At 62.3% G+C, this 26,039-nt stretch carries 22 protein-coding genes; 10 read left to right on the top strand and 12 right to left on the bottom strand.

The window, feature by feature from the left end; translation table 11 throughout:
- Nucleotides 1–167 precede the first annotated feature (167 nt).
- Nucleotides 168–1,247 (top strand): patatin-like phospholipase family protein, encoded by a 1,080-nt coding sequence (locus C4Q27_RS21680; protein WP_064493417.1) that lies wholly within the window; start codon nt 168–170, stop codon nt 1,245–1,247.
- Nucleotides 1,248–1,300: 53 nt separating this feature from the next.
- On the top strand, nt 1,301–1,657 hold the full coding sequence (gene queD, locus C4Q27_RS21675; protein ID WP_003250327.1) for a 6-carboxytetrahydropterin synthase QueD: 357 nt from the start codon (nt 1,301–1,303) through the stop codon (nt 1,655–1,657).
- 10 nt (nt 1,658–1,667) lie between these two features.
- Here queD and C4Q27_RS21670 read toward each other — a convergent pair whose 3' ends face one another.
- Nucleotides 1,668–2,150: a DUF1289 domain-containing protein gene (locus C4Q27_RS21670; protein WP_003250325.1), complete on the bottom strand. Its 483-nt coding sequence runs from the start codon at nt 2,148–2,150 to the stop codon at nt 1,668–1,670.
- 405 nt (nt 2,151–2,555) lie between these two features.
- On the opposite strand from C4Q27_RS21670, the gene acnB reads away from it, so the two are divergent.
- Nucleotides 2,556–5,165: a bifunctional aconitate hydratase 2/2-methylisocitrate dehydratase gene (gene acnB, locus C4Q27_RS21665; protein WP_064493418.1), complete on the top strand. Its 2,610-nt coding sequence runs from the start codon at nt 2,556–2,558 to the stop codon at nt 5,163–5,165.
- 175 nt (nt 5,166–5,340) lie between these two features.
- On the opposite strand, the gene prpD is transcribed toward acnB, so the two are convergent.
- The 6 genes from prpD to C4Q27_RS21635 form a co-directional block, all read right to left on the bottom strand.
- The gene (gene prpD, locus C4Q27_RS21660) at nt 5,341–6,825 is read right to left on the bottom strand and encodes a 2-methylcitrate dehydratase (protein WP_104887348.1); all 1,485 of its coding nucleotides are present in this window, start codon (nt 6,823–6,825) and stop codon (nt 5,341–5,343) included.
- Nucleotides 6,826–6,996: 171 nt separating this feature from the next.
- Nucleotides 6,997–8,187, bottom strand: a complete 1,191-nt coding sequence (gene prpF, locus C4Q27_RS21655; RefSeq protein WP_104887347.1) for a 2-methylaconitate cis-trans isomerase PrpF — start codon at nt 8,185–8,187, stop codon at nt 6,997–6,999.
- A gap of 151 nt (nt 8,188–8,338) precedes the next feature.
- Complete coding sequence (gene acnD / locus C4Q27_RS21650) at nt 8,339–10,927, bottom strand: Fe/S-dependent 2-methylisocitrate dehydratase AcnD (protein WP_019752043.1); 2,589 nt, start codon at nt 10,925–10,927, stop codon at nt 8,339–8,341.
- A 161-nt stretch (nt 10,928–11,088) separates the two neighbouring features.
- A complete protein-coding gene (gene prpC / locus C4Q27_RS21645) occupies nt 11,089–12,216 on the bottom strand; it encodes a 2-methylcitrate synthase (RefSeq protein ID WP_104887346.1) in 1,128 nt (375 codons plus the stop codon).
- 60 nt (nt 12,217–12,276) lie between these two features.
- On the bottom strand, nt 12,277–13,167 hold the full coding sequence (gene prpB, locus C4Q27_RS21640; RefSeq protein WP_012053054.1) for a methylisocitrate lyase: 891 nt from the start codon (nt 13,165–13,167) through the stop codon (nt 12,277–12,279).
- Nucleotides 13,164–13,880 carry a GntR family transcriptional regulator gene (locus C4Q27_RS21635; RefSeq protein WP_003250308.1) on the bottom strand — a complete coding sequence of 239 codons (717 nt, stop codon included), beginning with the start codon at nt 13,878–13,880 and terminating at the stop codon, nt 13,164–13,166. The genes prpB and C4Q27_RS21635 overlap by 4 nt, the downstream gene beginning before the upstream one ends.
- A gap of 306 nt (nt 13,881–14,186) precedes the next feature.
- Here C4Q27_RS21635 and C4Q27_RS21630 point away from each other — a divergent pair, with 306 nt between their 5' ends.
- The 5 genes from C4Q27_RS21630 to C4Q27_RS21610 all read left to right on the top strand — a co-directional run bounded on the left by C4Q27_RS21630 (nt 14,187) and on the right by C4Q27_RS21610 (nt 19,608).
- Nucleotides 14,187–14,723, top strand: coding sequence for an ATP-dependent zinc protease (locus C4Q27_RS21630; RefSeq protein WP_010953297.1), 537 nt, complete (start codon nt 14,187–14,189; stop codon nt 14,721–14,723).
- Between the two features lie 5 nt (nt 14,724–14,728).
- Nucleotides 14,729–16,264 carry an inactive transglutaminase family protein gene (locus tag C4Q27_RS21625; RefSeq protein WP_014591660.1) on the top strand — a complete coding sequence of 512 codons (1,536 nt, stop codon included), beginning with the start codon at nt 14,729–14,731 and terminating at the stop codon, nt 16,262–16,264.
- A complete protein-coding gene (locus C4Q27_RS21620) occupies nt 16,264–17,244 on the top strand; it encodes an alpha-L-glutamate ligase-like protein (protein WP_064493421.1) in 981 nt (326 codons plus the stop codon). Before C4Q27_RS21625 ends, C4Q27_RS21620 begins: the two co-directional genes overlap by 1 nt.
- Before the next feature lie 208 nt (nt 17,245–17,452).
- On the top strand, nt 17,453–18,793 hold the full coding sequence (pabB, locus tag C4Q27_RS21615; RefSeq protein WP_104887345.1) for an aminodeoxychorismate synthase component I: 1,341 nt from the start codon (nt 17,453–17,455) through the stop codon (nt 18,791–18,793).
- A gap of 80 nt (nt 18,794–18,873) precedes the next feature.
- Nucleotides 18,874–19,608 (top strand): phosphoadenylyl-sulfate reductase, encoded by a 735-nt coding sequence (locus C4Q27_RS21610; protein ID WP_003250299.1) that lies wholly within the window; start codon nt 18,874–18,876, stop codon nt 19,606–19,608.
- 170 nt (nt 19,609–19,778) lie between these two features.
- Here C4Q27_RS21610 and cysB read toward each other — a convergent pair whose 3' ends face one another.
- The 3 genes from cysB to C4Q27_RS21590 all read right to left on the bottom strand — a co-directional run bounded on the left by cysB (nt 19,779) and on the right by C4Q27_RS21590 (nt 22,451).
- Entirely contained in the window at nt 19,779–20,753 is a 975-nt protein-coding gene (gene cysB / locus C4Q27_RS21600; RefSeq protein ID WP_010953293.1) for an HTH-type transcriptional regulator CysB, read from the bottom strand.
- 128 nt (nt 20,754–20,881) lie between these two features.
- Nucleotides 20,882–21,379 carry a universal stress protein gene (locus C4Q27_RS21595; protein WP_003250295.1) on the bottom strand — a complete coding sequence of 166 codons (498 nt, stop codon included), beginning with the start codon at nt 21,377–21,379 and terminating at the stop codon, nt 20,882–20,884.
- Between the two features lie 124 nt (nt 21,380–21,503).
- Nucleotides 21,504–22,451: a putative 2-dehydropantoate 2-reductase gene (locus tag C4Q27_RS21590; protein ID WP_104887343.1), complete on the bottom strand. Its 948-nt coding sequence runs from the start codon at nt 22,449–22,451 to the stop codon at nt 21,504–21,506.
- 232 nt (nt 22,452–22,683) lie between these two features.
- On the opposite strand from C4Q27_RS21590, the gene C4Q27_RS21585 reads away from it, so the two are divergent.
- The gene (locus C4Q27_RS21585; RefSeq protein WP_014591663.1) at nt 22,684–23,760 is read left to right on the top strand and encodes a 3-deoxy-7-phosphoheptulonate synthase; all 1,077 of its coding nucleotides are present in this window, start codon (nt 22,684–22,686) and stop codon (nt 23,758–23,760) included.
- A 69-nt stretch (nt 23,761–23,829) separates the two neighbouring features.
- On the opposite strand, the gene C4Q27_RS21580 is transcribed toward C4Q27_RS21585, so the two are convergent.
- Nucleotides 23,830–24,111 (bottom strand): GNAT family N-acetyltransferase, encoded by a 282-nt coding sequence (locus C4Q27_RS21580; protein ID WP_003250290.1) that lies wholly within the window; start codon nt 24,109–24,111, stop codon nt 23,830–23,832.
- A 507-nt stretch (nt 24,112–24,618) separates the two neighbouring features.
- Between C4Q27_RS21580 and C4Q27_RS21575 the strand changes: the two genes are divergently transcribed.
- Nucleotides 24,619–24,870 carry an Lpp/OprI family alanine-zipper lipoprotein gene (locus tag C4Q27_RS21575; RefSeq protein WP_003250288.1) on the top strand — a complete coding sequence of 84 codons (252 nt, stop codon included), beginning with the start codon at nt 24,619–24,621 and terminating at the stop codon, nt 24,868–24,870.
- A 133-nt stretch (nt 24,871–25,003) separates the two neighbouring features.
- Here C4Q27_RS21575 and C4Q27_RS21570 read toward each other — a convergent pair whose 3' ends face one another.
- On the bottom strand, nt 25,004–25,981 hold the full coding sequence (locus C4Q27_RS21570; protein WP_020192894.1) for a L,D-transpeptidase family protein: 978 nt from the start codon (nt 25,979–25,981) through the stop codon (nt 25,004–25,006).
- Nucleotides 25,982–26,039: the final 58 nt, after the last annotated feature.

Below are 26,039 nucleotides of genomic sequence, written 5' to 3'. Positions count from 1 at the left end.
TGAAAACAGCTGGCGGCATGATAGCGCAGTTACGCCGCCAACCCGACTCGACGCCGTGCAAGGTGCGGCCTTGCGCTGCGAAAGGGCCAATACAGGCACCTACAGGTGTGTTATCTGTAATGGCCCCCTCGCAGCACAAGGCTGCTCCTATGCCCAAGAGACCCGCCATGAGCGCCATCCACATCAAATACCCCGCCCTCACCTTCAAGGCCGGCCAGCGTGCCTTGCGACACATCCGCGAGCGTGGCCTGCTGGCGGCCGATGTCGGGGTATTGCCGGGCGCGGCGGGTGGGCCGAAGCCGCTGGGCATCCAGGGCCTGGACCTGGCGCTGTTCGGCGAGTGGCTACCCTCGGCACCCCGTCAGCGTGCCCTGATCGGTGCTTCGATCGGTGCCTGGCGCTTTGCCAGCGCCTGCCTCGACGACCCGGTCGCCGGCATCCGTCGCCTGGGCGAGCTATACACCGAGCAGGATTTCGCCAAGGGCGTCACCCCGGCCGAAATCAGCCGCAGTTGCCAACGCATGCTCGATGACCTGCTGGAGGGCCGCGACGGCCAGCTGCTGGCCAACCCGCACTACCGCCTGAACATCCTGGTGGTGAAAAGCCATGGCCAGCTCGCTCACGACCATCGCGGCCGCCTGGGGCTGGGCCTGGGCTCGGTGGTTGCCAGTAACCTTTTGGGCCGTTCGCGCCTGGCCCGTCACTTCGAGCGCATCATTCTGCACGATGGGCGCGCCGCGCCTCCGCTCGACACGCTGACCGACTTCCCCTCACGCTACCTGCCGCTGGACTTGACCAACCTGCGCCACGCCCTGCTCGCTTCCGGGTCGATACCGATGGTCATGCAGGGCGTGAAAGACATCCCCGGCGCCGGCGCCGGCACCTACCGCGACGGCGGCCTGCTCGACTATCACCTCGACCTGCCCTATCGCGGCGACGACCTGGTGCTGTACCCGCACTTCACCGACAAGGTGGTACCCGGCTGGTTCGACAAGGCCCTGCCCTGGCGCAAGGGCGATGCCACCCGCCTGCAAAACGTGCTGCTGATGACGCCTTCGCCGCAATACCTGGCCGCCCTGCCCTACGGCAAGCTGCCCGACCGCAACGACTTCAAGCGCTTCATGGGCGATGCGCCAGGGCGCAAGCGCTATTGGTACAAGGCCATTGCCGAAAGCCAGCGCCTGGGGGATGAACTGCTGGAACTGACCGCCACCGGGCGGCTGCATGAACGCCTGCAAGCCTTGTAGCGGCCATGCTGGTAGACTGCGCGCATTATTGATTCACACAGAGTTATGACAGCGTGGAAATTTTCAAGGAATTCACATTCGAATCGGCCCACCGCCTGCCCCACGTCCCTGAAGGGCACAAATGCGGCCGTTTGCATGGCCACTCGTTCAAGGTCGGCCTGCACCTGACCGGCCCGCTCGACCCGCACACGGGCTGGATCCGCGACTTCGCCGAGGTCAAGGCGATCTTCAAGCCGATCTATGATCAGCTGGACCACAACTACCTGAACGACATCCCCGGTCTGGAAAACCCCACCAGCGAAGTGATCGCCAAGTGGATCTGGGACCAGGTCAAGCCGCTGATGCCGGAGCTGTCCAAGGTTCGCATCCACGAAACCTGCACCAGCGGTTGCGAATACACCGGCGACTGATTCGCCCGGCTCACTGGCCCTGCGCGCTGCCCATGGCATCGCGCAGGAAGCTGGGGGCGATGTAGCGCTGGTAGTGCGCCTCTGAAAGCAGGAAGAACTCGCGATCGATCGCATCGCGCAATTGGGGCAGTTCCCAGTCACGGAACTCCGGCAGCAACACCATGCCATAGGCCTCCAGGTCACGGATCATCCGCGCCCCGCGGGCAATCAGCTGGTAAGCCCAGCAATACACCGACTGCTGCTCGACAAAGCGGATGGAGCGCTGCTCCAGTTGCTGGCGCAGCAGGCCTTTGTCGAACACCTCAAGCTTGGCCATCATTACCTGCACCAGCAGCTGCTCAAGGCGCAACCACACGGCGCGCTTCTGCGTGTCGTCGTAGCCGTTCCAGTTGATCACTTCGTGGTGAAAACGCTTGCAGCCACGGCACACCGTGTCTCCGTACACCGTGGAGCACAGGCCGACGCAAGGGGTTTTGATGGACTTGTTGGACATGAAAAACAACAGCTTGGCGATGGAACACAGGCCCATGTTAGCCCTTTGTCTAACCAGGGTCACTCGTTAAAGTCATGAACACCGCCTTACCTTCAGGCTTTTTTTACCGTAGAATCACCCGGCCTTTTCAAAGGCAACAATGTCCGTTGGAAGCTGTTTTCAAAGCGTCACGAGCACAGTTGATCCGGTAGAACGGCGTTGGCCCGGGCCATGCATCCCTCGCATGCCCGCGCCAGCCCTCATCAGTCCCCGTTCTGCAGGCGTAAAACTTTGAAAGCAGCTTCTGTAAGGATTCCTTGCGACCCTGGTTGGGCGGCCCACAAAGCCGCGGCAGCGCATGGGTGCATTGAATGCTGGATAAGCGTCCCGGACCCCCTTTAGGGACCACTGATGAGGGAAATAACTGTGCTTGAAGCCTACCGCAAACACATCGAAGAGCGCGCCGCCCTGGGTATCGTTCCCCAGCCGCTGAACGCCGAACAAACTGCAGGCCTGGTCGAGCTGCTGAAAAACCCGCCGGCCGGCGAAGAAGCCTTCCTCGTAGACCTGATCACCAACCGCGTACCGCCAGGGGTCGACGAAGCTGCCTACGTCAAGGCCGCTTTCCTCTCCGCCGTCGCCAAGGGCGAAGCCAAGTCGCCACTGATCGACCGCAAGCACGCCACCGAACTGCTGGGCACCATGCAGGGCGGCTACAACATCGAAACGCTGGTCGCACTGCTGGATGACGCCGAACTGGGCGCCGTCGCGGCCGAACAGCTCAAGCACACCCTGCTGATGTTCGATGCCTTCCACGACGTGGCCGAAAAAGCCAAGGCCGGCAACACGCACGCCAAGGCCGTCCTGGAATCCTGGGCTGCCGGCGAGTGGTTCACCTCGCGCCCGGCCATCGCCGACAAGTACACCCTGACCGTGTTCAAGGTGCCTGGCGAAACCAACACCGACGACCTGTCGCCTGCCCCGGACGCCTGGTCGCGCCCTGACATTCCGCTGCACGCCCTGGCCATGCTGAAAATGGCCCGCGACGGCATCGAGCCGCAGCAGCCTGGTTCGGTCGGCCCGCTGGCCCAGATCGAAGCCGTCAAGGCCAAGGGCTTCCCGGTTGCCTATGTCGGCGACGTGGTCGGTACCGGTTCCTCGCGTAAATCCGCTACCAACTCGGTACTGTGGTTCTTCGGCGACGACATCCCTTACGTGCCGAACAAGCGCGCCGGTGGTTTCTGCTTCGGCACCAAGATCGCCCCGATCTTCTACAACACCATGGAAGACGCCGGCGCCCTGCCGATCGAATTCGACTGCACCAACCTGGGCATGGGCGACGTCATCGACGTTTACCCATACAAAGGTGAAGTACGCCGTCACGACAGCGACGAACTGGTCACCACCTTCGAGCTGAAAACCGAAGTGCTGCTGGATGAAGTCCGCGCTGGCGGCCGTATCCCGCTGATCGTCGGCCGTGGCCTGACCGAAAAAGCCCGTGCCGAGCTGGGCCTGGGTGCTTCCGACCTGTTCAAGAAACCAGAGCAGCCTGCCGATTCCGGCAAGGGCTTCACCCTGGCGCAGAAAATGGTCGGCCGTGCCTGTGGCCTGCCAGAAGGCCAGGGCGTGCGCCCAGGCGCCTACTGCGAGCCAAAAATGACCACCGTCGGCTCCCAGGACACCACTGGCCCGATGACGCGCGACGAACTGAAAGACCTGGCATGCCTGGGCTTCTCTGCTGACCTGGTCATGCAGTCGTTCTGCCACACCGCGGCCTATCCGAAGCCGATCGACGTCACCACCCACCACACCCTGCCAGACTTCATCCGCACCCGTGGCGGCGTGTCGCTGCGCCCGGGCGACGGCATCATCCACAGCTGGCTGAACCGCATGCTGATGCCTGACACCGTAGGTACCGGTGGCGACTCGCACACCCGCTTCCCGATCGGCATCTCGTTCCCGGCCGGTTCCGGCCTGGTGGCCTTCGCTGCCGCCACCGGCGTCATGCCACTGGACATGCCAGAATCGATCCTGGTGCGCTTCAAGGGCAAACTGCAGCCAGGCATCACCCTGCGTGACCTGGTTCATGCCATCCCTTACTACGCCATCCAGAAGGGCCTGCTGACCGTCGAGAAGAAAGGCAAGAAAAACGCCTTCTCCGGCCGCATCCTGGAAATCGAAGGCCTGGACGACCTGACCGTCGAGCAAGCCTTCGAGCTGTCCGATGCCTCGGCCGAGCGTTCCGCTGCCGGTTGCACCATCAAGCTGCCGGAAAAGGCCATCGCCGAGTACCTGCAGTCCAACATCACCCTGCTGCGCTGGATGATCGGCGAAGGCTACGGCGATGCCCGCACCCTGGAGCGCCGCGCCCAGGCCATGGAAGCCTGGCTGGCCAAGCCTGAGCTGCTGTCGGCCGACGCCGATGCCGAATACGCCGAAATCATCGAAATCGACCTGGCCGACGTCAAGGAGCCTGTGCTCTGCGCGCCGAACGACCCGGACGATGCCCGCCTGCTGTCCTCGGTACAAGGCGAGAAGATCGACGAAGTGTTCATCGGTTCGTGCATGACCAACATTGGTCACTTCCGCGCTGCCGGCAAGCTGCTGGAGAAGGTCAAGGGTGGCATTCCGACCCGTCTGTGGCTGGCTCCGCCAACCAAGATGGACGCTCACCAGCTGACCGAAGAAGGCTACTACGGCATCTACGGCAAGGCCGGTGCACGCATGGAAATGCCAGGCTGCTCGCTGTGCATGGGCAACCAGGCACGTGTGCAGACCGGTTCGACCGTGGTCTCCACCTCGACCCGTAACTTCCCGAACCGTCTGGGCGACGCGACCAACGTGTACCTGGCATCGGCCGAGCTGGCCGCTGTCGCTTCGATCATCGGCAAACTGCCGACCGTCGAAGAGTACATGCAGTACGCGAAAGACATCGACAGCATGGCTGCCGACGTTTACCGCTACCTGAGCTTCGACCAGATCGCCGAGTTCCGCGAAGCGGCAGCCAACGCCAAGATCCCGGTGGTCCAGGCGTAAGCTGAGTTACACGTTGTAAACAAAGCCCCGGCAGCGATGCCGGGGCTTTGTTGTTTTGGCCTGTGCCGGCCGCTTCGCGGCTAAAGCCGCTCTTACAGGGCCCCCACGGTGTTCGAGACCTGCGCATGCCCTTGTAGGAGCGGCTTTAGCCGCGAAGCGGCCGGCACAGGCCACCTCATATCACAAACAAGTCCACGAACCTGTGCACAGCCGTGCCTTCCAGCTTCTGCTGGTCCTTGCACAGTTCGAAAACCTGCTGACACCGCTGCCGGGCAAAGCGGGTCGCCAGGTTGGCCCTGAACTTGGCCTCCAGCAACGGTATCCCCTCCCCGCGCCGCCGACGATGCCCGATCGGGTACTCCACCACCACCTGCTCGGTGCTGCTGCCATCCTTGAAGAACACCTGCAGCGCGTTGGCGATCGAACGCTTGTCCGGCTCCAGGTACTCGCGACTGAAGCGCGGGTCTTCCACCACCTCCATCTTCTCGCGCAGGCGGTCGATACTGGGGTGGTTGGCATGGAAGGCGTCCTCATAATGCTCGGCCACCAGATGACCAAAGATCAGTGGCACGGCCACCATGTACTGCAGGCAGTGGTCACGGTCGGCGGCATTGGCCAGTGGGCCGCTCTTGGAGATGATGCGGATCGCTGATTCCTGGGTGGTGATGACGATGCGGTCGACTTCATGCAGACGATTACGCACAAGTGGATGCAGGGTGACTGCTGCTTCACACGCGGTCTGCGCATGGAACTCGGCAGGGAAACTGACCTTGAACAGCACGTTCTCCATCACATAGCTGCCCAACGCCTGGGGCAGGCGCAGCTCGTACTGCCCGGCGGGCTTGAGCGCCAGGTCTTTGTTGGTATGGCTGAACGAAACATCGTAGAACCCCCACTGCGACGCCGTGAGCACGCCCGGCACGCCCATTTCCCCACGCAAGGCGATGTCGGCCAGGCGCACACCTCGGCTGGAGGCGTCACCCGCAGCCCAGGACTTGCGCGAACCGGCGTTGGGCGCATGGCGATAGGTGCGAAGGGCCTGGCCGTCGACGAAGGCGTGGGACAAGGCCGAGAGCATCTGCTCACGATTGGCCCCCATCAGCCTGGCGCACACGGCGGTCGAGGCGACCTTCACCAGAATCACGTGATCGAGGCCGACACGGTTGAAGGCGTTTTCCAGCGCCAGCACGCCCTGGATCTCATGCGCCATGACCATGGCCTCCAGCACATCACGCATCAGCAGTGGCTCTTCACCCGCGGCAACCCGTTTCTGTGACAGGTGGTCAGCCACTGCAAGGATGCCGCCAAGGTTGTCCGAGGGATGAGCCCATTCGGCGGCCAGCCAGGTGTCGTTGTAGTCCAGCCAGCGCACCGTGCAGCCAATGTCCCAGGCGGCCTTGACCGGGTCGAGGCGATAGGAGGTACCGGGGACGCGAGCACCATTCGGGACCAGCGTGCCTTCCACCTGGGGGCCAAGGAGCTTGGTGCACTCAGGGAAGCGCAAGGCGAGAAGGCCGCAACCGAGGGTGTCCATCAGGCAGTTGCGCGCGGTGTCCAGGGCCTCGCGGGATTCGACCCGGTAGCCGAGGGCGTAATCGGCCAGGGTTTGTAGCACCCGGTCGTAATCCGGGCGGTCGTTGAGGTCTACGTTGGCGCTCATATCCAGCTCCCTTCAGAATTGCCGGGGCTGCTGCGCAGCCCTTCGCGGGCTTGCCCGCTCCCACAGGTTGACCACGGCATTCAGAACCTGTGGTTACCCTGTGGGAACGGGCAAGCCCGCGAAGGGCCGCTTGGCGGCCCCAACGAACTAAAGCCGAGCGCCAGTGGTGCGTTAGAAGCTGTCGCCAGGCACGCGAACCCAGCCCTCCATCAGCACGCGAGCACTACGGCTCATGATTGCCTTGGTTACCGTCCACTCACCATTCACCTGGCGTGCCTCGGCCCCGACCCGCAGGGTGCCCGAAGGATGACCGAAACGCACAGCGCTGCGCTCGCCCCCGCCAGCGGCGAGGTTGACCAGCGTGCCCGGAATGGCCGCCGCAGTGCCAATTGCCACCGCAGCCGTACCCATCATGGCATGGTGCAGCTTGCCCATCGACAAGGCCCGCACCAGCAGGTCGATCTCACCGGCCTGCACCGCCTTGCCACTGGAGGCAGTGTAGGTGTTCGGCGGCGCGACGAACGCCACTTTCGGCGTGTGCTGACGCCCGGCAGCCTGGTCGACGTTGTCGATAAGCCCCATGCGCACGGCGCCATAGGCGCGAATGGTCTCGAAGCGCAGCAGTGCCTGCGGATCGCCGTTGATGGCGTCCTGCAGTTCGGTACCGGTGTAGCCGATATCGGCAGCATTGACAAAAATGGTCGGGATGCCGGCATTGATCAAGGTCGCCTTGAACGTACCGACCCCCGGCACTTCCAGGTCATCGACCAGATTGCCAGTGGGGAACATGGCACCGCCACCGCCGTCTTCATCGGCTGCAGGGTCAAGAAACTCCAGCTGCACCTCGGCCGCCGGGAAGGTGACTCCGTCCAGCTCAAAGTCGCCGGTTTCCTGCACTTCACCTTCAGTGATCGGAACGTGGGCGATGATGGTCTTGCCGATATTCGCCTGCCAGATACGCACGGTGGCGATACCGTTGCGCGGAATACGCGCCGGGTCGACCAGGCCACTGCTGATGGCAAACGAACCGACCGCAGCGGACAGGTTGCCGCAGTTGCCGCTCCAGTCGACGAAGGCCTTGTCGATGCTGACCTGGCCGAACAGGTAGTCGACATCGTGCTCGGGCTTGATGCTTTGCGACAGGATGACGGTCTTGCTGGTGCTCGACGTGGCGCCGCCCATGCCGTCGATCTGCTTGCCGTAAGGGTCGGGGCTGCCGATTACCCGCAGCAGCAGCGCATCGCGAGCGGGACCTGGAATTTGCGCCTGCTCGGGCAGGTCCTGCAGGCGGAAGAACACGCCTTTGCTGGTGCCGCCGCGGATGTAGGTGGCGGGGATTTTGATCTGGGGTACATGTGCCATTTTCTTGGGCATCCTGATAGTCCGGTGAAATACCCTGGGGCTGCCTTGCAGCCCTTTCGCGACACAAGGCCGCTCCCACAGGTACTGCGCCGCCCTTTGTGGGAGCGGCCTTGTGTCGCGAAAGGGCCGCAAAGCGGCCCCCGATTCATGCTCAGGCGGTCGCTTCGAGGAAGTCCTGGGCAAAGCGCTGCAGCACCCCGCCCGCTTCGTAGATCGACACTTCCTCGGCGGTGTCCAGACGGCAGGTCACCGGTACCTCAAGGCGCTCGCCATTGGCACGGGTAACCACCAGGGTCAGGGTCGCCCGTGGCGTACGCGCACCCAGCACGTCATAGGTTTCGCTGCCATCCAGGCCCAGGGTCTTGCGGTCGGTGCCCGGCTTGAACTCCAGCGGCAGCACGCCCATGCCTACCAGATTGGTGCGGTGAATACGCTCGAAGCCTTCGGCCACGATCGCCTCGACACCGGCCAGACGCACGCCCTTGGCCGCCCAGTCACGGGACGAACCCTGGCCGTAGTCGGCACCGGCGACAATGATCAGCGGCTGCTTGCGCTGCATGTAGGTCTCGATCGCCTCCCACATGCGGGTAACCTTGCCTTCCGGCTCGATACGCGCCAGCGAGCCCTGTTTCACGCTGCCATCGTCATTGCGCACCATTTCGTTGAACAGCTTGGGGTTGGCGAAGGTGGCGCGCTGGGCGGTCAGGTGGTCGCCACGGTGGGTAGCGTAGGAGTTGAAGTCTTCTTCCGGCAGGCCCATTTTCGCCAGGTATTCACCGGCGGCGCTGTCGAGCATGATGGCGTTGGACGGCGACAGGTGGTCGGTGGTGATGTTGTCCGGCAGCACCGCCAGCGGGCGCATGCCACGCAACGTGCGCTCGCCGGCCAGGGCACCCTCCCAGTAGGGAGGGCGGCGGATGTAGGTGCTCATCGGGCGCCAATCATACAGCGGCGCAACTTTCGGCCCGCGGTCTTCCTCGATGGCGAACATCGGGATGTACACCTTGCGGAACTGCTCCGGCTTGACCGCTGCACGCACCACCGCATCGATTTCTTCGTCGCTGGGCCAGATGTCCTTGAGGCGGATTTCCTTGCCATCGACCACCCCCAGCACATCCTTCTCGATGTCGAAACGAATGGTACCGGCAATGGCATACGCCACCACCAGCGGTGGCGAGGCCAGGAAGGCCTGCTTGGCGTACGGGTGGATACGCCCGTCGAAGTTGCGGTTACCCGACAACACGGCAGTGGCGTACAGGTCGCGGTCGATGATTTCTTGCTGGATCACCGGGTCCAGGGCGCCGGACATACCGTTGCAGGTGGTGCAGGCGAAGGCGACGATGCCAAAGCCAAGTTGCTCCAGCTCCTTCTCCAGCCCTGCTTCCTCCAGGTACAGCTGCACGGCCTTGGAGCCGGGAGCCAGCGACGACTTGACCCACGGCTTGCGGGTCAGGCCCAGCTTGTTGGCATTGCGCGCAATCAGGCCTGCGGCAATCACGTTGCGCGGGTTGCTGGTGTTGGTGCAACTGGTGATAGCAGCGATGATCACCGCGCCGTCCGGCATCTGCCCCGGCACTTCTTCCCAGCTGCCGGCGATGCCTTTGGCTGCCAGGTCGCTGGTGGCGACGCGGGCATGCGGGTTGGACGGGCCGGCCATGTTGCGTACCACGCTCGACAGGTCGAAGCTCAGGGTGCGCTCGTAGACGGCGCCGCCCAGGCTGTCAGCCCACAGGCCGGTGGCCTTGGCGTAGGTTTCCACAAGCTTGACCTGCTGCTCTTCACGGCCGGTCAGGCGCAGGTAGTCGATGGTCTGCTGGTCGATGGCGAACATCGCCGCCGTGGCGCCGTATTCCGGGGCCATGTTGGAAATGGTGGCGCGGTCGCCCAAGGTCAGGGCGCGGGCACCCTCGCCATGGAACTCCAGGTAAGCGCCGACCACTTTCTGCTTGCGCAGGAATTCGGTCAAGGCCAGTACCAGGTCGGTGGCAGTGATGTTCGGGGCCAGTTTGCCAGTCAGCTCGACGCCGACGATCTCCGGCAGACGCATCCAGGAGGCGCGGCCGAGCATCACGTTTTCGGCTTCCAGGCCGCCTACGCCGATGGCGATCACACCCAGTGCATCGACATGCGGCGTGTGGCTGTCGGTGCCGACGCAGGTGTCCGGGTAGGCTACGCCGCGGTCGCTGTGGACCACCGGTGACATCTTCTCCAGGTTGATCTGGTGCATGATGCCGTTGCCCGGCTGGATCACGTCGACGTTCTTGAACGCCTTCTTGGTCCAGTTGATGAAGTGGAAGCGGTCTTCGTTGCGGCGATCTTCGATGGCGCGGTTCTTTTCGAAGGCCTGCGGGTCGAAACCACCACACTCGACGGCCAGCGAGTGGTCGACGATCAATTGCACCGGCACCACCGGGTTGACCTGGGCCGGGTCGCCGCCTTTATCGGCAATGGCGTCACGCAGGCCGGCAAGGTCGACCAGCGCAGTCTGGCCGAGGATGTCATGGCACACCACGCGGGCCGGGAACCACGGGAAGTCGAGGTCGCGCTTGCGTTCGATCAGCTGGCTCAGCGAGGCATCGAGCGTAGCAGGGTCGCAGCGGCGCACCAGGTTCTCGGCGAGCACGCGGGACGTGTATGGCAAGCCGTCGTAGGCGCCGGGCTTGATCGCCTCGACCGCCGCGCGGGCATCGAAGTAGTCCAGGTCGGTGCCTGGCAGGTGCTTGCGGTATGCAGTGTTCATCATGGAATCAGGCTCGGTCACAGGATTCGGAAGGTTTCACCGTACCTGTGGGAGCGGGCGTGCCCGCGAATGCGTCAGCAGGTGCACAGTGGTTGCAAGGCCGGCGCATTCGGGGGCACGCCCGCTCCCACAAGGGGAACGGGTTGCCTCTCTATAGCTATTCAGCGCCGCTCGATCGGCACGAACTGGCGCTGTTCGACGCCGACATACTCGGCGCTCGGGCGGATGATGCGGTTGTTGGCGCGCTGCTCGAAGACGTGCGCCGCCCAGCCGGTCAGCCGCGAGCAGACGAAGATCGGGGTGAACAGCTTGGTCGGAATGCCCATGAAGTGGTACGCCGAGGCATGGTAGAAGTCGGCGTTGGGGAACAGGCGCTTCTGCTCCCACATGGTCTTGTCGATGGCTTCGGACACCGGGTACAGCACCTTGTCACCCACTTCATCAGCCAGCTGCTTCGACCAGCCCTTGATCACCTCGTTGCGCGGGTCGGACTCTTTGTAGATGGCATGGCCAAAGCCCATGATCTTGTCTTTGCGCTCGAGCATGCGCAGCAGCTCGGCGGTGGCTTCCTGCGGGCTCTGGAAGCGTTCGATCAGTTCCATCGCAGCCTCGTTGGCACCGCCGTGCAGCGGGCCACGCAGCGAGCCGATGGCTGCGGTAACGCAGGAGTACAAGTCAGACAGGGTCGACGCGCAGACGCGGGCAGTGAATGTCGAGGCGTTGAATTCGTGTTCAGCGTAGAGAATCAGCGACACGTTCATGACCTTGACGTGCAGCTCGCTCGGCTTCTTGCCGTGCAGCAGGTGCAGGAAGTGGCCACCCAAGGTGTCTTCATCAGTGGTGCAGTCGATGCGTACGCCATGGTGGGTGAAGCGGTACCAGTAGCACATCACGGCCGGGAACAGCGCCAGCAGGCGGTCGGTCTTGTCGCGCTGGGCTTCGAAGGTCAGTTCTGGTTCGAGGGTGCCCAGTACCGAGCAACCGGTGCGCATGACGTCCATCGGGTGGGCATCGCGCGGGATGCGCTCAAGCACTTCCTTCAAGGCTTGCGGCAGGTCACGCAGGCCCTTGAGCTTGCGCTTGTAGTCGGCCAGTTCGGCCTGGGTTGGCAGCTCGCCGTACAGCAGCAGGTAGGCGACTTCTTCGAACTCGGCACCGGCGGCCAGGTCACGCACATCATAACCACGGTAGGTCAGCCCGGCACCGGCCTGGCCCACGGTCGACAGTGCAGTCTGGCCGGCCACCTGGCCACGCAGGCCTGCGCCACTGAGTACTTTTGCTTCGGCCATGGTGTTTCTCCTTTCTTGAATTTGTTATGGATGCTTTCTGGCTAATTCGGGCGCTAGCGCTTAGCCCTTCTTCTGGGCAAACAGTGCATCGAGGCTCTGCTCGAAGGCGTGATAACCAATGGCATCGTAAAGCTCCATGCGAGTCTGCATGGTGTCGATCACGTTCTTTTGCGTGCCGTCACGGCGGAGCGCGGTATACACGTTCTCGGCTGCTTTGTTCATGGCACGGAATGCCGACAGCGGGTACAACACCAACGACACGTCGACCGAGGCCAACTCTTCGGTTGTGTACAGCGGCGTGGCACCGAACTCGGTGATGTTGGCCAGGATCGGTGCCTTCACCCGATCAGCGAAAGTCTTGTACATCTGCAGTTCGGTGATGGCTTCCGGGAAAATCATGTCGGCGCCAGCTTCGACACACGCTTCGGCACGGTCCAAAGCGGCGTTCAGGCCTTCGACGGCCAGCGCATCGGTACGCGCCATGATCACGAAGCTGTCATCGCTGCGGGCGTCGACGGCAGCTTTGATACGGTCGACCATTTCCTGCTGGCTGACAATTTCCTTGTTGGGACGGTGGCCACAACGCTTGGCGCCAACCTGGTCCTCGATATGGATGGCGGCAGCGCCGAACTTGCTCATCGAGCGCACGGTACGGGCAACGTTGAAAGCCGAAGCGCCGAAGCCGGTGTCGACATCCACCAGCAGCGGCAGGTCGCACACGTCGGTGATGCGACGCACGTCGGTGAGCACGTCGTCCAGGCCAGTGATGCCCAGGTCTGGCAGGCCCAGGGAGCCGGCAGCCACGCCGCCACCTGACAGGTAGATGGCCTTGAAGCCGGCGCGCTTGGCCAGCAGGGCATGGTTGGCGTTGATGGCGCCAACCACCTGCAGCGGATGCTCAGCGGCAACGGCGTCACGGAAACGCTGACCGGGGGTGCTCTTGACTGTCATTTCTCACCTCGTGTGCTGTTGTTGTGGGCGTCCAGGTAGTGACGCTCGATATTGCGCTTGGACGCGCCGATGTGGCGGCGCATCAGGAGTTCGGCCAGTTCGCCGTCACGGTCGGCGATGGCATCAAGAATGCGATGGTGTTCGGCAAAGGCCTGGCGTGGCCGGTTAGGCGTGGCAGAGAACTGGATACGGTACATGCGCACCAGCTGGTACAGCTCGCCGCAGAGCATCTTGACCAGGGTCTGGTTGCCGCTACCCTGAATAATCCGGTAATGGAAGTCGTAGTCGCCTTCCTGCTGGTAGTAGCCCAGGCCGGCCTGGAACGCGGCATCGCGCTCATGGGTGTCGAGCACCCGGCGCAGTTCGTCGATGTCGGCCTGGCTCATGCGTTCGGCGGCCAGGCGACAGGCCATGCCTTCCAGCGACTCGCGGATTTCGTACAGCTCGATCAGCTCGGCGTGGTTGAGCGATACCACTCGCGCGCCCACATGCGGCACGCGCACCAGTAGGCGCTGGCCTTCAAGGCGGTGAATAGCCTCGCGTAGCGGCCCGCGGCTGATGCCATAGGTGCGCGCCAACTCCGGCTCGGAAATCTTGCTGCCGGGGGCGATATCACCCTTGACAATGGCCGCCTGGATGCGTCGGAAGACGTTTTCGGAGAGGGTTTCCGTTTCGTCTGTCAGCACCGGGCCGGGGGTGGAAAGGTCCTGCATATTGTCGACACCTTTTAAAACTCTTGGTCAGAAACTAGCGAAACAAGACCTGCAAGTCAAAGACAAAATGAACATTGTCGACAATCGTCTAATCGCGAACTATCACCACTTCAACGCTGTCAGATCGCGCACCGCTGGCGTCAAGACGTCGGCGTGATAGAATGCCGCGCCTCCGATGGGGTATGGATAGCCTGTCTGTCATGCATTCGTGCCTGTTGACAGATAAACGAGGAAGCTTGCGCAGTAATTGCCAGTCACCTTGACCTGAACCTTGCCTAGAACCTTGCAATGCACCGCGCCAGGAATATGAGACTTACACCCGTTTTATTGCTGCTATGCCTCACCCTGCTGCCGGCCCTTGGCCAGGCTGCGGGCAAGACCGTGTATGGTCTCAACGAATACGCACATCTGGGCGACCTGGACCTGGAAGTGGCCGCCAAGCTCGACACCGGTGCCAAGACCGCGTCGCTCAGCGCCCGCGACATCAAGCGGTTCAAGCGCAATGGCGAAAGCTGGGTACGCTTCTACCTCGCCATCGATGCGGCCCATTCGCACCCGATCGAACGCCCACTGGCACGCGTCAGCAAGATCAAGCGCCGGGCCGGCGACTATGATGCCGAATCGGGCAAGGCCTACACGGCCCGCCCGGTCATCGAACTCGAAATCTGCATGGGCCAGACCAGGCGCACCATCGAAGTCAACCTCACCGACCGCAGCGCGTTCCAGTTCCCGCTGCTGATCGGTTCCGAGGCACTCAAGCACTTCGACGCACTGGTTGACCCAAGCCTTAAATATGCGGCCGGCAAACCTGCCTGTGCCACCGACGCTCCCAAAGCAGAGTAATCCCGATGCGCTCTCTTACCCTCCATCTGAAAGTCCTGATCACCGTGCTGGTGCTATTGGGCGTGGCGGTCACGGCTTATCAGATCTTCGTGCTCGGCATCCCGGTGACCGAGGATGAAACCGACGACCTGTGGAACATCGACGCCAAGGTCGAGTTCGTGGCCAGCAGCAAGGACCCGGTCAAGGTGCAGATGTTCGTGCCACCGCTGAACCGCGACTACGTCAGCCTCAACGAGAGCTTCATCTCCAACAACTACGGGGTCAGCATCAACCGTGCCGACGGCAACCGCAAGGTTACCTGGTCGGCACGTCGCGCCAGTGGCAACCAGACCCTCTACTACCGCCTGGTACTGACCAAGCGCTACAGCAACGAGAAGACCAAGGTCAAAGGCCCGACCTTCCGTGACAGCCTGGCCGTCGAAGGCCCCGAGAAGATCGCCGCTGAAGCGCTGATGGCGCCTATACGCCAGCACTCGGCCGACGTCGAGACCTTCGTCAGCGAGACCATCAAGCGGGTCAACAACCTCAACGACGACAACGTCAAGCTGCTGCTGGCCGGCGACACTTCGGCAATGAAGAAGGCCCAGGTCATCGACCTGCTGCTGTCGATCGCCCACGTGCCGATGGAAAAGGTGCACACCATCCGCCTGCTGGCCGACACCCCGCAAACCCCGGAGCTGTGGCTGCGCAGCTTCAACGGCGACGACTGGCTGTACTTCAACCCGGACACCGGTGAGCAAGGCCTGCCGAGCGACCGCCTGCTGTGGTGGACCGGTGACGACAACCTGATCACCGTCGATGGCGGCAAGAAGGCCACCGTCACCTTCAGCATGAACAACAGCGAGATGAACGCCATCCGCCTGGCCAAGCTGACCGACGAGAACACCGACGCCGACTTCCTCGAATACTCGCTGTACGGCCTGCCGCTGCAAACCCAGCAAACCTTCATGATCATGGTCATGATCCCGATCGGCGTGCTGGTGATCCTGGTGCTGCGCAACCTGATCGGCATCCAGACCCTGGGCACATTCACCCCGGTGCTGATCGCCCTGGCGTTCCGCGAAACCCAGCTGGGCTTCGGTATCATGCTGTTCACGGTGATCACAGCCCTGGGCCTGTCGCTGCGCTCGTACCTGGAACACCTCAAGCTGCAGATGCTGCCACGCCTGTCGGTGGTCTTGACCTTCGTCGTGGTACTGATTGCCGCCATCAGCCTGTTCAGCCACAAGCTGGGCCTTGAACGCGGGCTGTCGGTAGCGCTGTTCCCGATGGTGATCCTGACCATGACCATCGAACGCCTGTCGATCACCTGGGAGGAGCGTGGTGGCGGCCATGCCATGAAAGTGGCCATCGGCACCCTGTTCGCCGCCTCCCTGGCACACCTGCTGATGATGGTGCCGGAGCTGGTGTACTTCGTGTTCACCTTCCCGGCGGTGCTGCTGATCCTGGTGGGCTTCATGCTGGCGATGGGCCGTTATCGCGGCTACCGCCTGACCGAGCTCGTGCGCTTCAAGGCCTTCCTGAACAAGGCAGACACCTGATGTTTGGCCTCATCAAGACGTGGAAAGCCCTGGAGGCCCGGGGCATCATGGGGATCAACCGGCGTAACGCGGACTATGTGCTGAAGTACAACAAGCGCAGCCTGTACCCGATCGTCGACGACAAGATCATCACCAAGGAGCGCGCACTGGCGGCCGGCATCCATGTGCCGGAAATGTACGGCATCATCGAGACCGAAAAAGAGATCGAGAAGCTCGACCAGATCATCGGCGGCCGCAGCGATTTCGTCATCAAGCCGGCGCAAGGTGCCGGCGGTGACGGCATCCTGGTAATCGCCGACCGCTTCGAGGACCGCTACCGCACAGTGTCGGGCAAGATCATCAGCCATGAGGAAATCGAGCACCAGATTTCCAGCATCCTCACTGGACTGTACTCCCTCGGCGGGCACCGCGACCGCGCGCTGATCGAGTACCGCGTGACCCCGGACCAGATATTCAAGAGCATCAGTTACGAAGGTGTACCGGATATCCGCATCATCGTACTGATGGGCTACCCGGTGATGGCCATGCTGCGCCTGCCGACTCGCCAGTCCGGCGGCAAGGCCAACCTGCACCAGGGCGCCATCGGTGTGGGTGTCGACCTGGCCACCGGCGTGACCCTGCGCGGCACCTGGCTGAACAACATCATCAGCAAGCACCCGGACACCACCAACGCGGTGGACGGCGTGCAACTGCCGAACTGGGACGGTTTCATGAAGCTGGCCGCTGGCTGCTATGAACTGTGCGGCCTGGGCTATATCGGCGTGGACATGGTGCTTGACCAGGACAAGGGCCCGCTGATTCTCGAGCTCAACGCCCGCCCGGGGCTGAACATCCAGATTGCCAACGATTGCGGCCTGACTCAGCGCACCCATGCCATCGAGGCGCACATCGAAGCACTGGCCAAGGAGGGTGTGACCGAAGACGCCGAGCAGCGGGTACGGGTAGCACAGGGTCTGTTCGGGCATGTGCCCAGCCGCTGAAATACAGGGGCTGCCTTGCAGCCCATTCGCAGCACAAGGTTGCTCTTGCAAGCACTGCAGTTGATTCATGCGCTTCGCTCAACCTGCAGGAACTGCCTTGTGCTGCGTATGGGCCAAACACAATGTTGAATGTCGTACCCAGCGCTAGGCGCTTTTCCTGCACAGGTCTACAATCGCCCTCCTCGCTTTTACATCGCCGTCCATACTGATGCCGACCTGCACGCTACACCCCCTGCCCTACCAGCCCGACCCTGCCGCCTATTTCGCCCACCTGCGCCAGGCCCCCGGTGCGATCCTGCTCGACAGCGCGCGCCCCGGTGCCGAACGCGGGCGTTTCGACCTGCTCAGCGCCTGGCCGCTGCAACAACTGCAGGCGCAGCCCGATGAAGATGGCCGCGTCTTCCTCCAGCGCCTGCGCGCTGGCCTGGCACAACTGGGCCACGCCGACTTGCCCAACGGTGTAGAGCTGCCCTTCGCCGGGGGCCTGATCGGCTACCTGAGCTACGACTTCGGCCGCCGCCTGGAACACCTGCCAAGTCTGGCCGTGGACGACCTGGGCTTGCCAGACGCACAACTGGGCCTGTATGCCTGGGCACTGGTCAGCGATCATCTGCTCGGCACCAGCCAGCTGGTGTTCCACCCGAGCCTGGCCGGCGACGAGCGCGAACGCCTGATCAGCCTGTTCCAGGACACCAGCGCCACCACCGGCGACTTCCGGCTGCTCGCGCCGATGGCCGGTGACCTGGAGCCGGAGCAATACAAAACCGCTTTCGACCAGGTACAACGCTACATCCAGGCCGGTGACTGCTACCAGATCAACCTCACCCAACGCTTTCGCGCACCCTGCCAAGGCGATCCATGGCGGGCCTACCAGGCCCTGCGCCAGGCCTGCCCGACCCCCTTCTCCGGCTACCAGCAACTGGCCGACGGCAGTACCCTGCTGAGCTTTTCGCCCGAGCGCTTCATCCGCGTCAGCCAGGGCCAGGTGGAAACCCGGCCGATCAAGGGCACCCGCCCACGCGCCAGCGACCCGGCGGAAGACCAGCGTAATGCCCAGGAGCTGCTGCACAGCCCGAAGGACCGCTCGGAAAACCTGATGATCGTCGACCTGCTGCGCAACGACCTGGGGCGCACGTGCGAGATTGGCTCAGTGAAGGTACCGGAACTGTTCAGCCTGGAGAGTTACCCCAATGTGCACCATCTGGTCAGCAGCATCACCGGCCAGCTGGCCAGCGACAAGGATGCGCTTGACCTGATCGGCGACAGCTTCCCTGGCGGCTCGATCACCGGCGCACCGAAGATCCGCGCCATGCAGATCATCGACGAACTGGAACCCGCGCGCCGCGCGCTGTACTGCGGCTCGCTGCTGTATGTGGATGTGCGCGGCGAAATGGACAGTTCGATCGCCATTCGCAGCTTGCTGATCAAAGATGGCCAGGTCAGTTGCTGGGGCGGCGGCGCGGTGGTAGCCGACTCGCAGTGGCAGGCCGAGTATGAAGAGTCGATCGCAAAAGTGCGGGTGCTGATGCAGACCCTGCAGGGCTTGTGAGCCCATCTAGACCACGATTTTTTTGTTACCATCCCCCTACTACGAGCGCACAGCGCCACAGCCAAGATGGAAACCGCCTGATGAGCCAACCCTTCGACGTCGCCGCCCTGGCCGCGACCTATGCCAACAAGTCCCCGCAGGACATCCTCAAGCTTGCCTTCGAGCACTTCGGTGATGACCTGTGGATCTCCTTCAGCGGCGCCGAGGATGTGGTGCTGGTCGACATGGCCTGGAAGCTGAACAAGCAGGTAAAGGTATTCAGCCTCGACACTGGGCGCCTGCACCCGGAGACCTACCGGTTCATCGACCAGGTACGCGAACAGTACAACCTGCCCATCGAGATCCTCAGCCCCGACCGCGCCAAGCTCGACCCGTTCGTCAAGGAAAAGGGCCTGTTCAGCTTCTACAAGGACGGCCATGGCGAGTGCTGCGGCATTCGCAAGATCGAGCCGCTGCGACGCAAGCTGGCCACCGTCAGCGCCTGGGCCACCGGCCAGCGCCGCGACCAAAGCCCGGGCACCCGCAGCCAGGTGGCGGCATTGGAAATCGACAGCGCCTTTTCCACGCCTGAGCGCACGCTGTACAAGTTCAACCCACTGGCGCAGATGAGCAGTGAAGAGGTATGGGGTTATATCCGCATGCTCGAGCTGCCGTACAACAGCCTGCACGAGCGTGGCTTCATCAGCATTGGCTGCGAGCCATGCACCCGCCCGGTGCTGCCAAACCAGCATGAGCGTGAAGGGCGCTGGTGGTGGGAAGAGTCGACGCAGAAGGAATGCGGGTTGCATGCGGGCAACCTGATCAGCAAGGCTTGAGATAGCTAGGGCGGCCTGTAGGAGCGGGTTTACCCGCGAAGAAGACACCGCGGTGGATGGCACGGGCTTCGCCCGTGTTCGCAGGCAAGCCCGCTCCCACAGGGATCGCGCCAGCTTTTAGACATTGAGCAAGGGCCGTTACTCCCACAGCGACCCCATCACCCCCCGAATCAGTGCACCGGCAGTTCGACGCCTTCGAACAATTCTTCCAGCTCTTGCTTGTTATGGCACTGAATGGCCTTGGCCATCACTTCACGGGTCAGGTGCGGGGCAAACTTCTCGATGAAGTCGCACATGAAGCCGCGCAGGAAGGTGCCACGACGGAAGCCGATCTTGGTGATGCTGGCTTCGAACAGCTCACTGGCATCCAGCGCCACCAAGTCACTGTCGAGCTTGGCGTCCACAGCCATGCCGGCAACGATACCCACGCCCAGCCCCAGGCGCACATACGTCTTGATCACGTCGGCGTCAGCCGCGGTGAAGACCACTTTTGGCGTGAGGCCGCGGTGATTGAAAGCCTCATCCAACTTCGAGCGCCCGGTGAAACCGAACACGTAGGTGACGATCGGGTATTCGGCGACGGCTTCCAGGGTCAGTTTCGGCAGCTTGGCCAGTGGGTGCCCCTGTGGCACCACAACGCAACGGTTCCACTTGTAGCACGGCATCATGATCAGGTCGCCGAACAGCTCCAGCGCCTCGGTGGCGATGGCGAAATCGACCGTACCGTCCGCAGCCATCTCGGCAATCTGCATGGGCGACCCCTGATGCATGTGCAGGGACACCTCCGGATACTGCTTGATGAAGCTGCTGATAACCGGCGGCAACGCATAGCGCGCCTGGGTGTGGGTGGTGGCGATGGACAGCGTGCCCTTCTTCTCGTTGGAGAACTCCTGGGCAATCTGCTTGATGCTCTCGACCTTGCGCAGGATTTCGCCTGCGGTATTGATGATGCGCTCACCGGCCGGGGTAACGCGGGTCAGATGCTTGCCGCTGCGGGCAAAGACTTCAACACCCAATTCGTCTTCGAGCAGGCGGATCTGCTTGCTGATACCTGGCTGGGAGGTATACAGGCTCTGCGCCGTCGCGGAGACGTTGAGGTCATGGTGCGCCACTTCCCAGATGTAGCGCAGTTGTTGAAGCTTCATAGGTTTCCCTCGGTTCAGCGGTGAGTCCGCGGCAGCAGGCAGCGACGATATATAACTATATTAGTGGTTCTGGAAATAAATCTAGAACTATTTTGTTACATGCCCGCGGAAATGGACTGCACCTATCTTCACGTTTTCCTACGCCCCAGATGCTGCGCCAAGGGCACCATGTACACCGGCACCGGCGACAGCTGCAGCAGCCGCACCGCCGTGCGCCCCAGCGGTACATCCACCCCGGCACCGGCACTGTGGCTACCGAATATCAACAGGTCGACGCTGAGCCGCTGGGCCTGGTCGAGAATCACCTGCGCCGGGTCGCCCTGACGCACACGCACGGCCTTGATCACCGCTAGGTCAGCCTCTTCGCCCAACTCGTCGCGAAAGTTTTCCAGCACACGCTGCTCTATGTTCGCCATCACTGTGTTCACCCCCTGGCTGTGCAATTGATCGAGCGTCTGCTCATCGAGGTAGCTTTGCAGGAGGGATTCGGCGAACTGGCCCATCGGCTCGACCGCGTGGATCACATACAACTCGGCACCGAACGTGCGCGCCAGGGCCAGCGCGTGTTGCATCACGAAAGGGGCGTAGACACCGAGGTCGGTGGCGTACAGCATGGAGCGGATCATTCGACCTCCTCGACTGCCGCAGCGGCAGAGCAAGCTTCAGCTTAGCAGCGCGCCGGACGCTCGCTTTGCCGTCCGGCGCGCTGCTGCCGTGGGCTGGAGGGCCCCGCCGAAGCCTCGGCCACCCTCAGGCCGGCCGGTCGCTGCTGTCGATGAAACTCAGCGCTTGGTACAGCATTTCAGTGCGCGGCATGCTGCAGCCTGCCGCCCGTGCGCGTGCCAGCGGCTCAGCGTAAATGGCCTCCAGCTCCAACGGGCGTTTGTGGACATGGTCGTGATACATACTCGGCCAGTAGTCGGGCATGCGCTCGGTCACCTGGAACAAGTGCTCGGCATAGCCCGCGGGCAGTACATGGCCACAGGCTGCCGCCCCCTGCACCACCTCGGCCATCAAGGCCTGTATCAGCTCGCGGCTATTGCTGTCGGCCATCAGTGGCGAAGTGCTGGCCCCCAGCAGCACCGACAGCCCGTTGTAAGGCACGTTCCACACCAGCTTCTGCCAGCGCGCCAAGGCCAGGTTCGGCATGGCCTGCGAGTCGATCCCCGCAGCCTGGAACAACCCGGCGCCTTCATTCACCAGCGCGACACCGAAATCGGTGGCCGGCCCACTGTGATACCCCAGGTTGACCGCCCCCAGCGCCTGGTGGCGGATTACACCTGGAGCCTGGCGGTTGACACAGATGAAGCACAGGCCGCCGAGCAGGTGCATGTCGCTGCGCAAGGCCGGACGCAACTGCTCCTCGACACCCAGGCCGTTCTGCAACAGCACCACCTTGGCGCCGGGCGCAGCAGCCTGGACGATCAACGGCGCCAACTGCTCGTTGCTGGTGGCCTTGGCCCCGATCAGGAGCCAGTCACAGGGCGGCATGTCGGCGGCACTGACGTAAGCCTGCACATTCATGTGCACTGCGCCATGCACGGCACTGTCCAGGCTCAGCCCGCGCTCACAAACGGCCTGGTACTCGCTGCGCAACAGAAAATGCACATCGAAACCGGCCCGGGCCAGCATCAACCCATAAAAGCCGCCGATGGCGCCACTGCCGATGATGCCGATGCGAGGGGGGTGCGAATGCATGCCAATCTCCAGGTAAAGGGTCAGCACTCTTTTTACACAGGTTACGTAGCGCTGGGCAGTCCATTCGCGCGCAACACCCTCGCTCAGGTAAAAACCCCACAATGACTGGGTTCAGCCCATTGTCGTGCCATCTGTAACGCGCTAAGGTTCGGCTCCCCGCTGCGATTATTCTTGCTGCTGGGCCGCACGGGGATAGTTGGCGGCCGGCACCCGTGACCTGACGAGTAACACGATGGCTGATTTACCGATCGATGACTTGAACGTTGCCTCCAACGAGACCCTGATCACCCCTGATCAGCTCAAGAAGGAAATCCCCCTCAGCGCCAAGGCCCTGCAGACCGTGACTGCCGGCCGTGAAGTGGTGCGCAATATTCTCGACGGCAAGGACCATCGCCTGTTCGTCGTGGTCGGCCCTTGCTCCATCCACGACATCAAGGCAGCCCACGAATACGCCGAGCGCCTGAAAGTGCTGGCCGAAGAAGTGTCCGATACGCTGTACCTGGTCATGCGCGTGTACTTCGAAAAGCCGCGCACCACCGTCGGCTGGAAAGGCCTGATCAACGATCCGTACCTGGATGACTCGTTCAAGATCCAGGACGGCCTGCACATCGGCCGCAAGCTGCTGCTGGACCTGGCCGAAATGGGCCTGCCGACCGCCACCGAAGCGCTCGACCCTATTTCGCCGCAGTACCTGCAAGACCTGATCAGCTGGTCGGCCATCGGTGCCCGCACCACCGAATCGCAAACACACCGCGAGATGGCCTCGGGCCTGTCCTCGGCGGTGGGTTTCAAGAACGGTACCGACGGCGGCCTGACCGTTGCCATCAATGCCCTGCAGTCGGTGTCCAAGCCGCACCGCTTCCTGGGCATCAACCAGGAGGGCGGCGTGTCGATCGTCACCACCAAGGGCAACCCATACGGCCACGTGGTACTGCGCGGCGGCAATGGCAAGCCGAACTACGACTCGGTCAGCGTCGCCCTGTGCGAACAGGACCTGGCCAAGGCCAAGATCAAGGCCAACATCATGGTCGACTGCAGCCATGCCAACTCCAACAAGGACCCGGCCCTGCAACCGCTGGTGATGGAGAACGTCGCCAATCAGATTCTCGAAGGCAACCAGTCGATCATCGGCCTGATGGTCGAAAGCCACCTGAACTGGGGCTGTCAGTCCATTCCGAAAAACCTGGACGATTTGCAGTATGGCGTGTCGATCACGGACGCCTGCATCGACTGGTCGGCTACCGAGAAAACGCTGCGCAGCATGCATGCCAAGCTCAAGGATGTGCTGCCGCAGCGTAAGCGCGGCTGAACATTGCGGGAATGAAAAACGCCGGGCACTGCCCGGCGTTTTTTGTTGTGTCTGGTGCCTGTCGTCAGCTCAGGCCTTGCTCGAATGCCGCTGCTGGCGCTCCATGTAACGCTCCACATACGAGCAAGACGGGATCACCGTGTAACCCATCTGCTCGGCGTACTCCAGAGCCCGCTCGGTCAGGGCGGCAGCGATCCCACGGCCGCGCAGGGCGTTGGGCACGAAGGTGCGATAGATGTCCAGCGTCTGCTTGCCCAGATCCATGTACGTCAAGTAGGCACGATGACCGTCCACGTTGGTCTCGAACTGATGACCGGCCTGGTCATGGTGGATGGTCAGCGCTTCGCTCATCACTACTCCTCGCAGGTCTTCTCGGCAGACCCTTACCTTAACCGATGGTGGTTTATCCGGCACAGAATCCTCTACGCCACCTGTTGCCGCTTCGACCATTGGACGATTGTAATCGTTCGGATCGTCTGGCACTGACAAGATAGTAGGCACCGCAAGCGGGATTGCTCAAGGTGCTGGCGGTTAAAAAAGGCTAAACCGCCGCGTAGGCGACTTTCCCAAGCCCGCCCAACAGCCACCGGATGTACTAGGGCTTAAGACGCTGATCGACAGTTAAAGTCACCCTTAGTTCAACAAAAAAGTTCCTGTACCACAACCGCTTGCGAACCCTGCAGATTTTTTTCACAGACACGTCGCAAATCTTGTCGGCGCGGAGTCAAGCAACATTTTTTTTGCAGTTCTTGCGCTCTGTCAGTTTACTTACTACAAGTAATGGGTACTATGTACGCCGGCCAGTTTCTCTTTCCTGAGAGATGGCTATTTAATAGAAAGTCCTTGAAGGGGAACACGATGAACAACGTTCTGAAATTCTCTGCTCTGGCTCTGGCCGCAGTTCTGGCTACCGGTTGCAGCAGCGTATCCAAAGAAACCGAAGCTCGTCTGACTGCGACTGAAGACGCAGCAGCTCGCGCTCAAGCTCGTGCTGACGAAGCCTACCGTAAGGCTGACGACGCAATGGCAGCCGCTCAGAAGGCTCAGCAGACCGCTGACGAAGCCAACGAGCGCGCCCTGCGTATGCTGGACAAAGCCAGCCGCAAGTAATAATCCTCACGGATTGTTAAGAAGCCGACCCACTTGTGGGTCGGCTTTTTTATTGCCTTTGAAACCGACAAACGCGGTCAGCAGGTACGAAAAGGCCTGCACTAAGGGCAGGCCTGGGTACGCCGAAATTACCTTACTGCAGTTCGGGCGGAATGCTCGTCACCATCGGTGCGGCCCCTTGGTTTTCCACCGGCACGGCAATTTCTACCGGCATACCATCTTCTGCAGCCACCACGTCACGCACCATGTCCCAGTTCATGCGTAGGTTATTGGCCAGGTCTTCGCGCTTGAGCAAGGCATTGATAACTGCGGTGTGTTTGTCGACAACCGACGGGTTACCCTGGTCATCCAGCGGCGTGTGCGCCTCAAGATAGACCTTGCCAGCGCTGATACCGAACTTGTAAGGCTCGTTGATGATGCGCACCGGAGTCCCCACCGGCACCATCTTCGACAGTTCAAGCACGTTGTTGTTGAACATGCGGAAGCAACCGTGACTGGTGCGCATGCCAATGCCGAACTTCTTGTTCGAACCATGGATCAGGTAGCCCGGTACGCCCAAGGTGAACTTGAACGGCCCCAGCGGGTTGTCCGGGCCAGCCGGCACCACAGTCGGCAGGATGTCACCGTCCTCGGCGTGCTCTTTGCGAATCGAAGCGGGCGGCGTCCAGGTCGGGTTGGGCGTCTTGGCGGTGATCCGGGTGTTGGCGATCGGCGACCCCCACCCCTCGCGACCAATGCCCAGCGGGAAGGTGTACACCACGCTCTCCCCCTTGGGGAAGTAGTACATGCGGTACTCGGCCAGGTTGATGACGATGCCTTCGCGCGGGCCCGGCGGCAGGACGAAACGGGTCGGCAGGATGATCTCGGTGCCGGCGCCCGGCAGCCAAGGGTCCACGCCGGGGTTGGCGGCAATCATTTCCAGGTAGCCGAGGTCGTTCGCGGTGCCGATATCGGCGAACGTGTCCTCGTACTTTGCCTTGATCACATGCACTTGGCCGACGATGTCTTCACCGGGCGGTGGCAGTGGCAGCTCCAGCGCAGCAGCGGGGCCCGCTACCAACAGGGCGGCCAGGGACAGGCTACGGGTGACGGCAGGAAAGCGCGGCAACATCCGGTAAATCCTTCGAAAGGTGGGTCAAGAGGGTCGATTGTACACCCGTGCCGATGCA

This window comes from Pseudomonas sp. SWI36, from assembly GCF_002948105.1.
Classification (GTDB): Bacteria; Pseudomonadota; Gammaproteobacteria; order Pseudomonadales; family Pseudomonadaceae; genus Aquipseudomonas; species Aquipseudomonas alloputida.
Note: the sequence above shows the minus strand (reverse complement) of the source record. Positions and strands in the feature narration are given on the sequence as shown.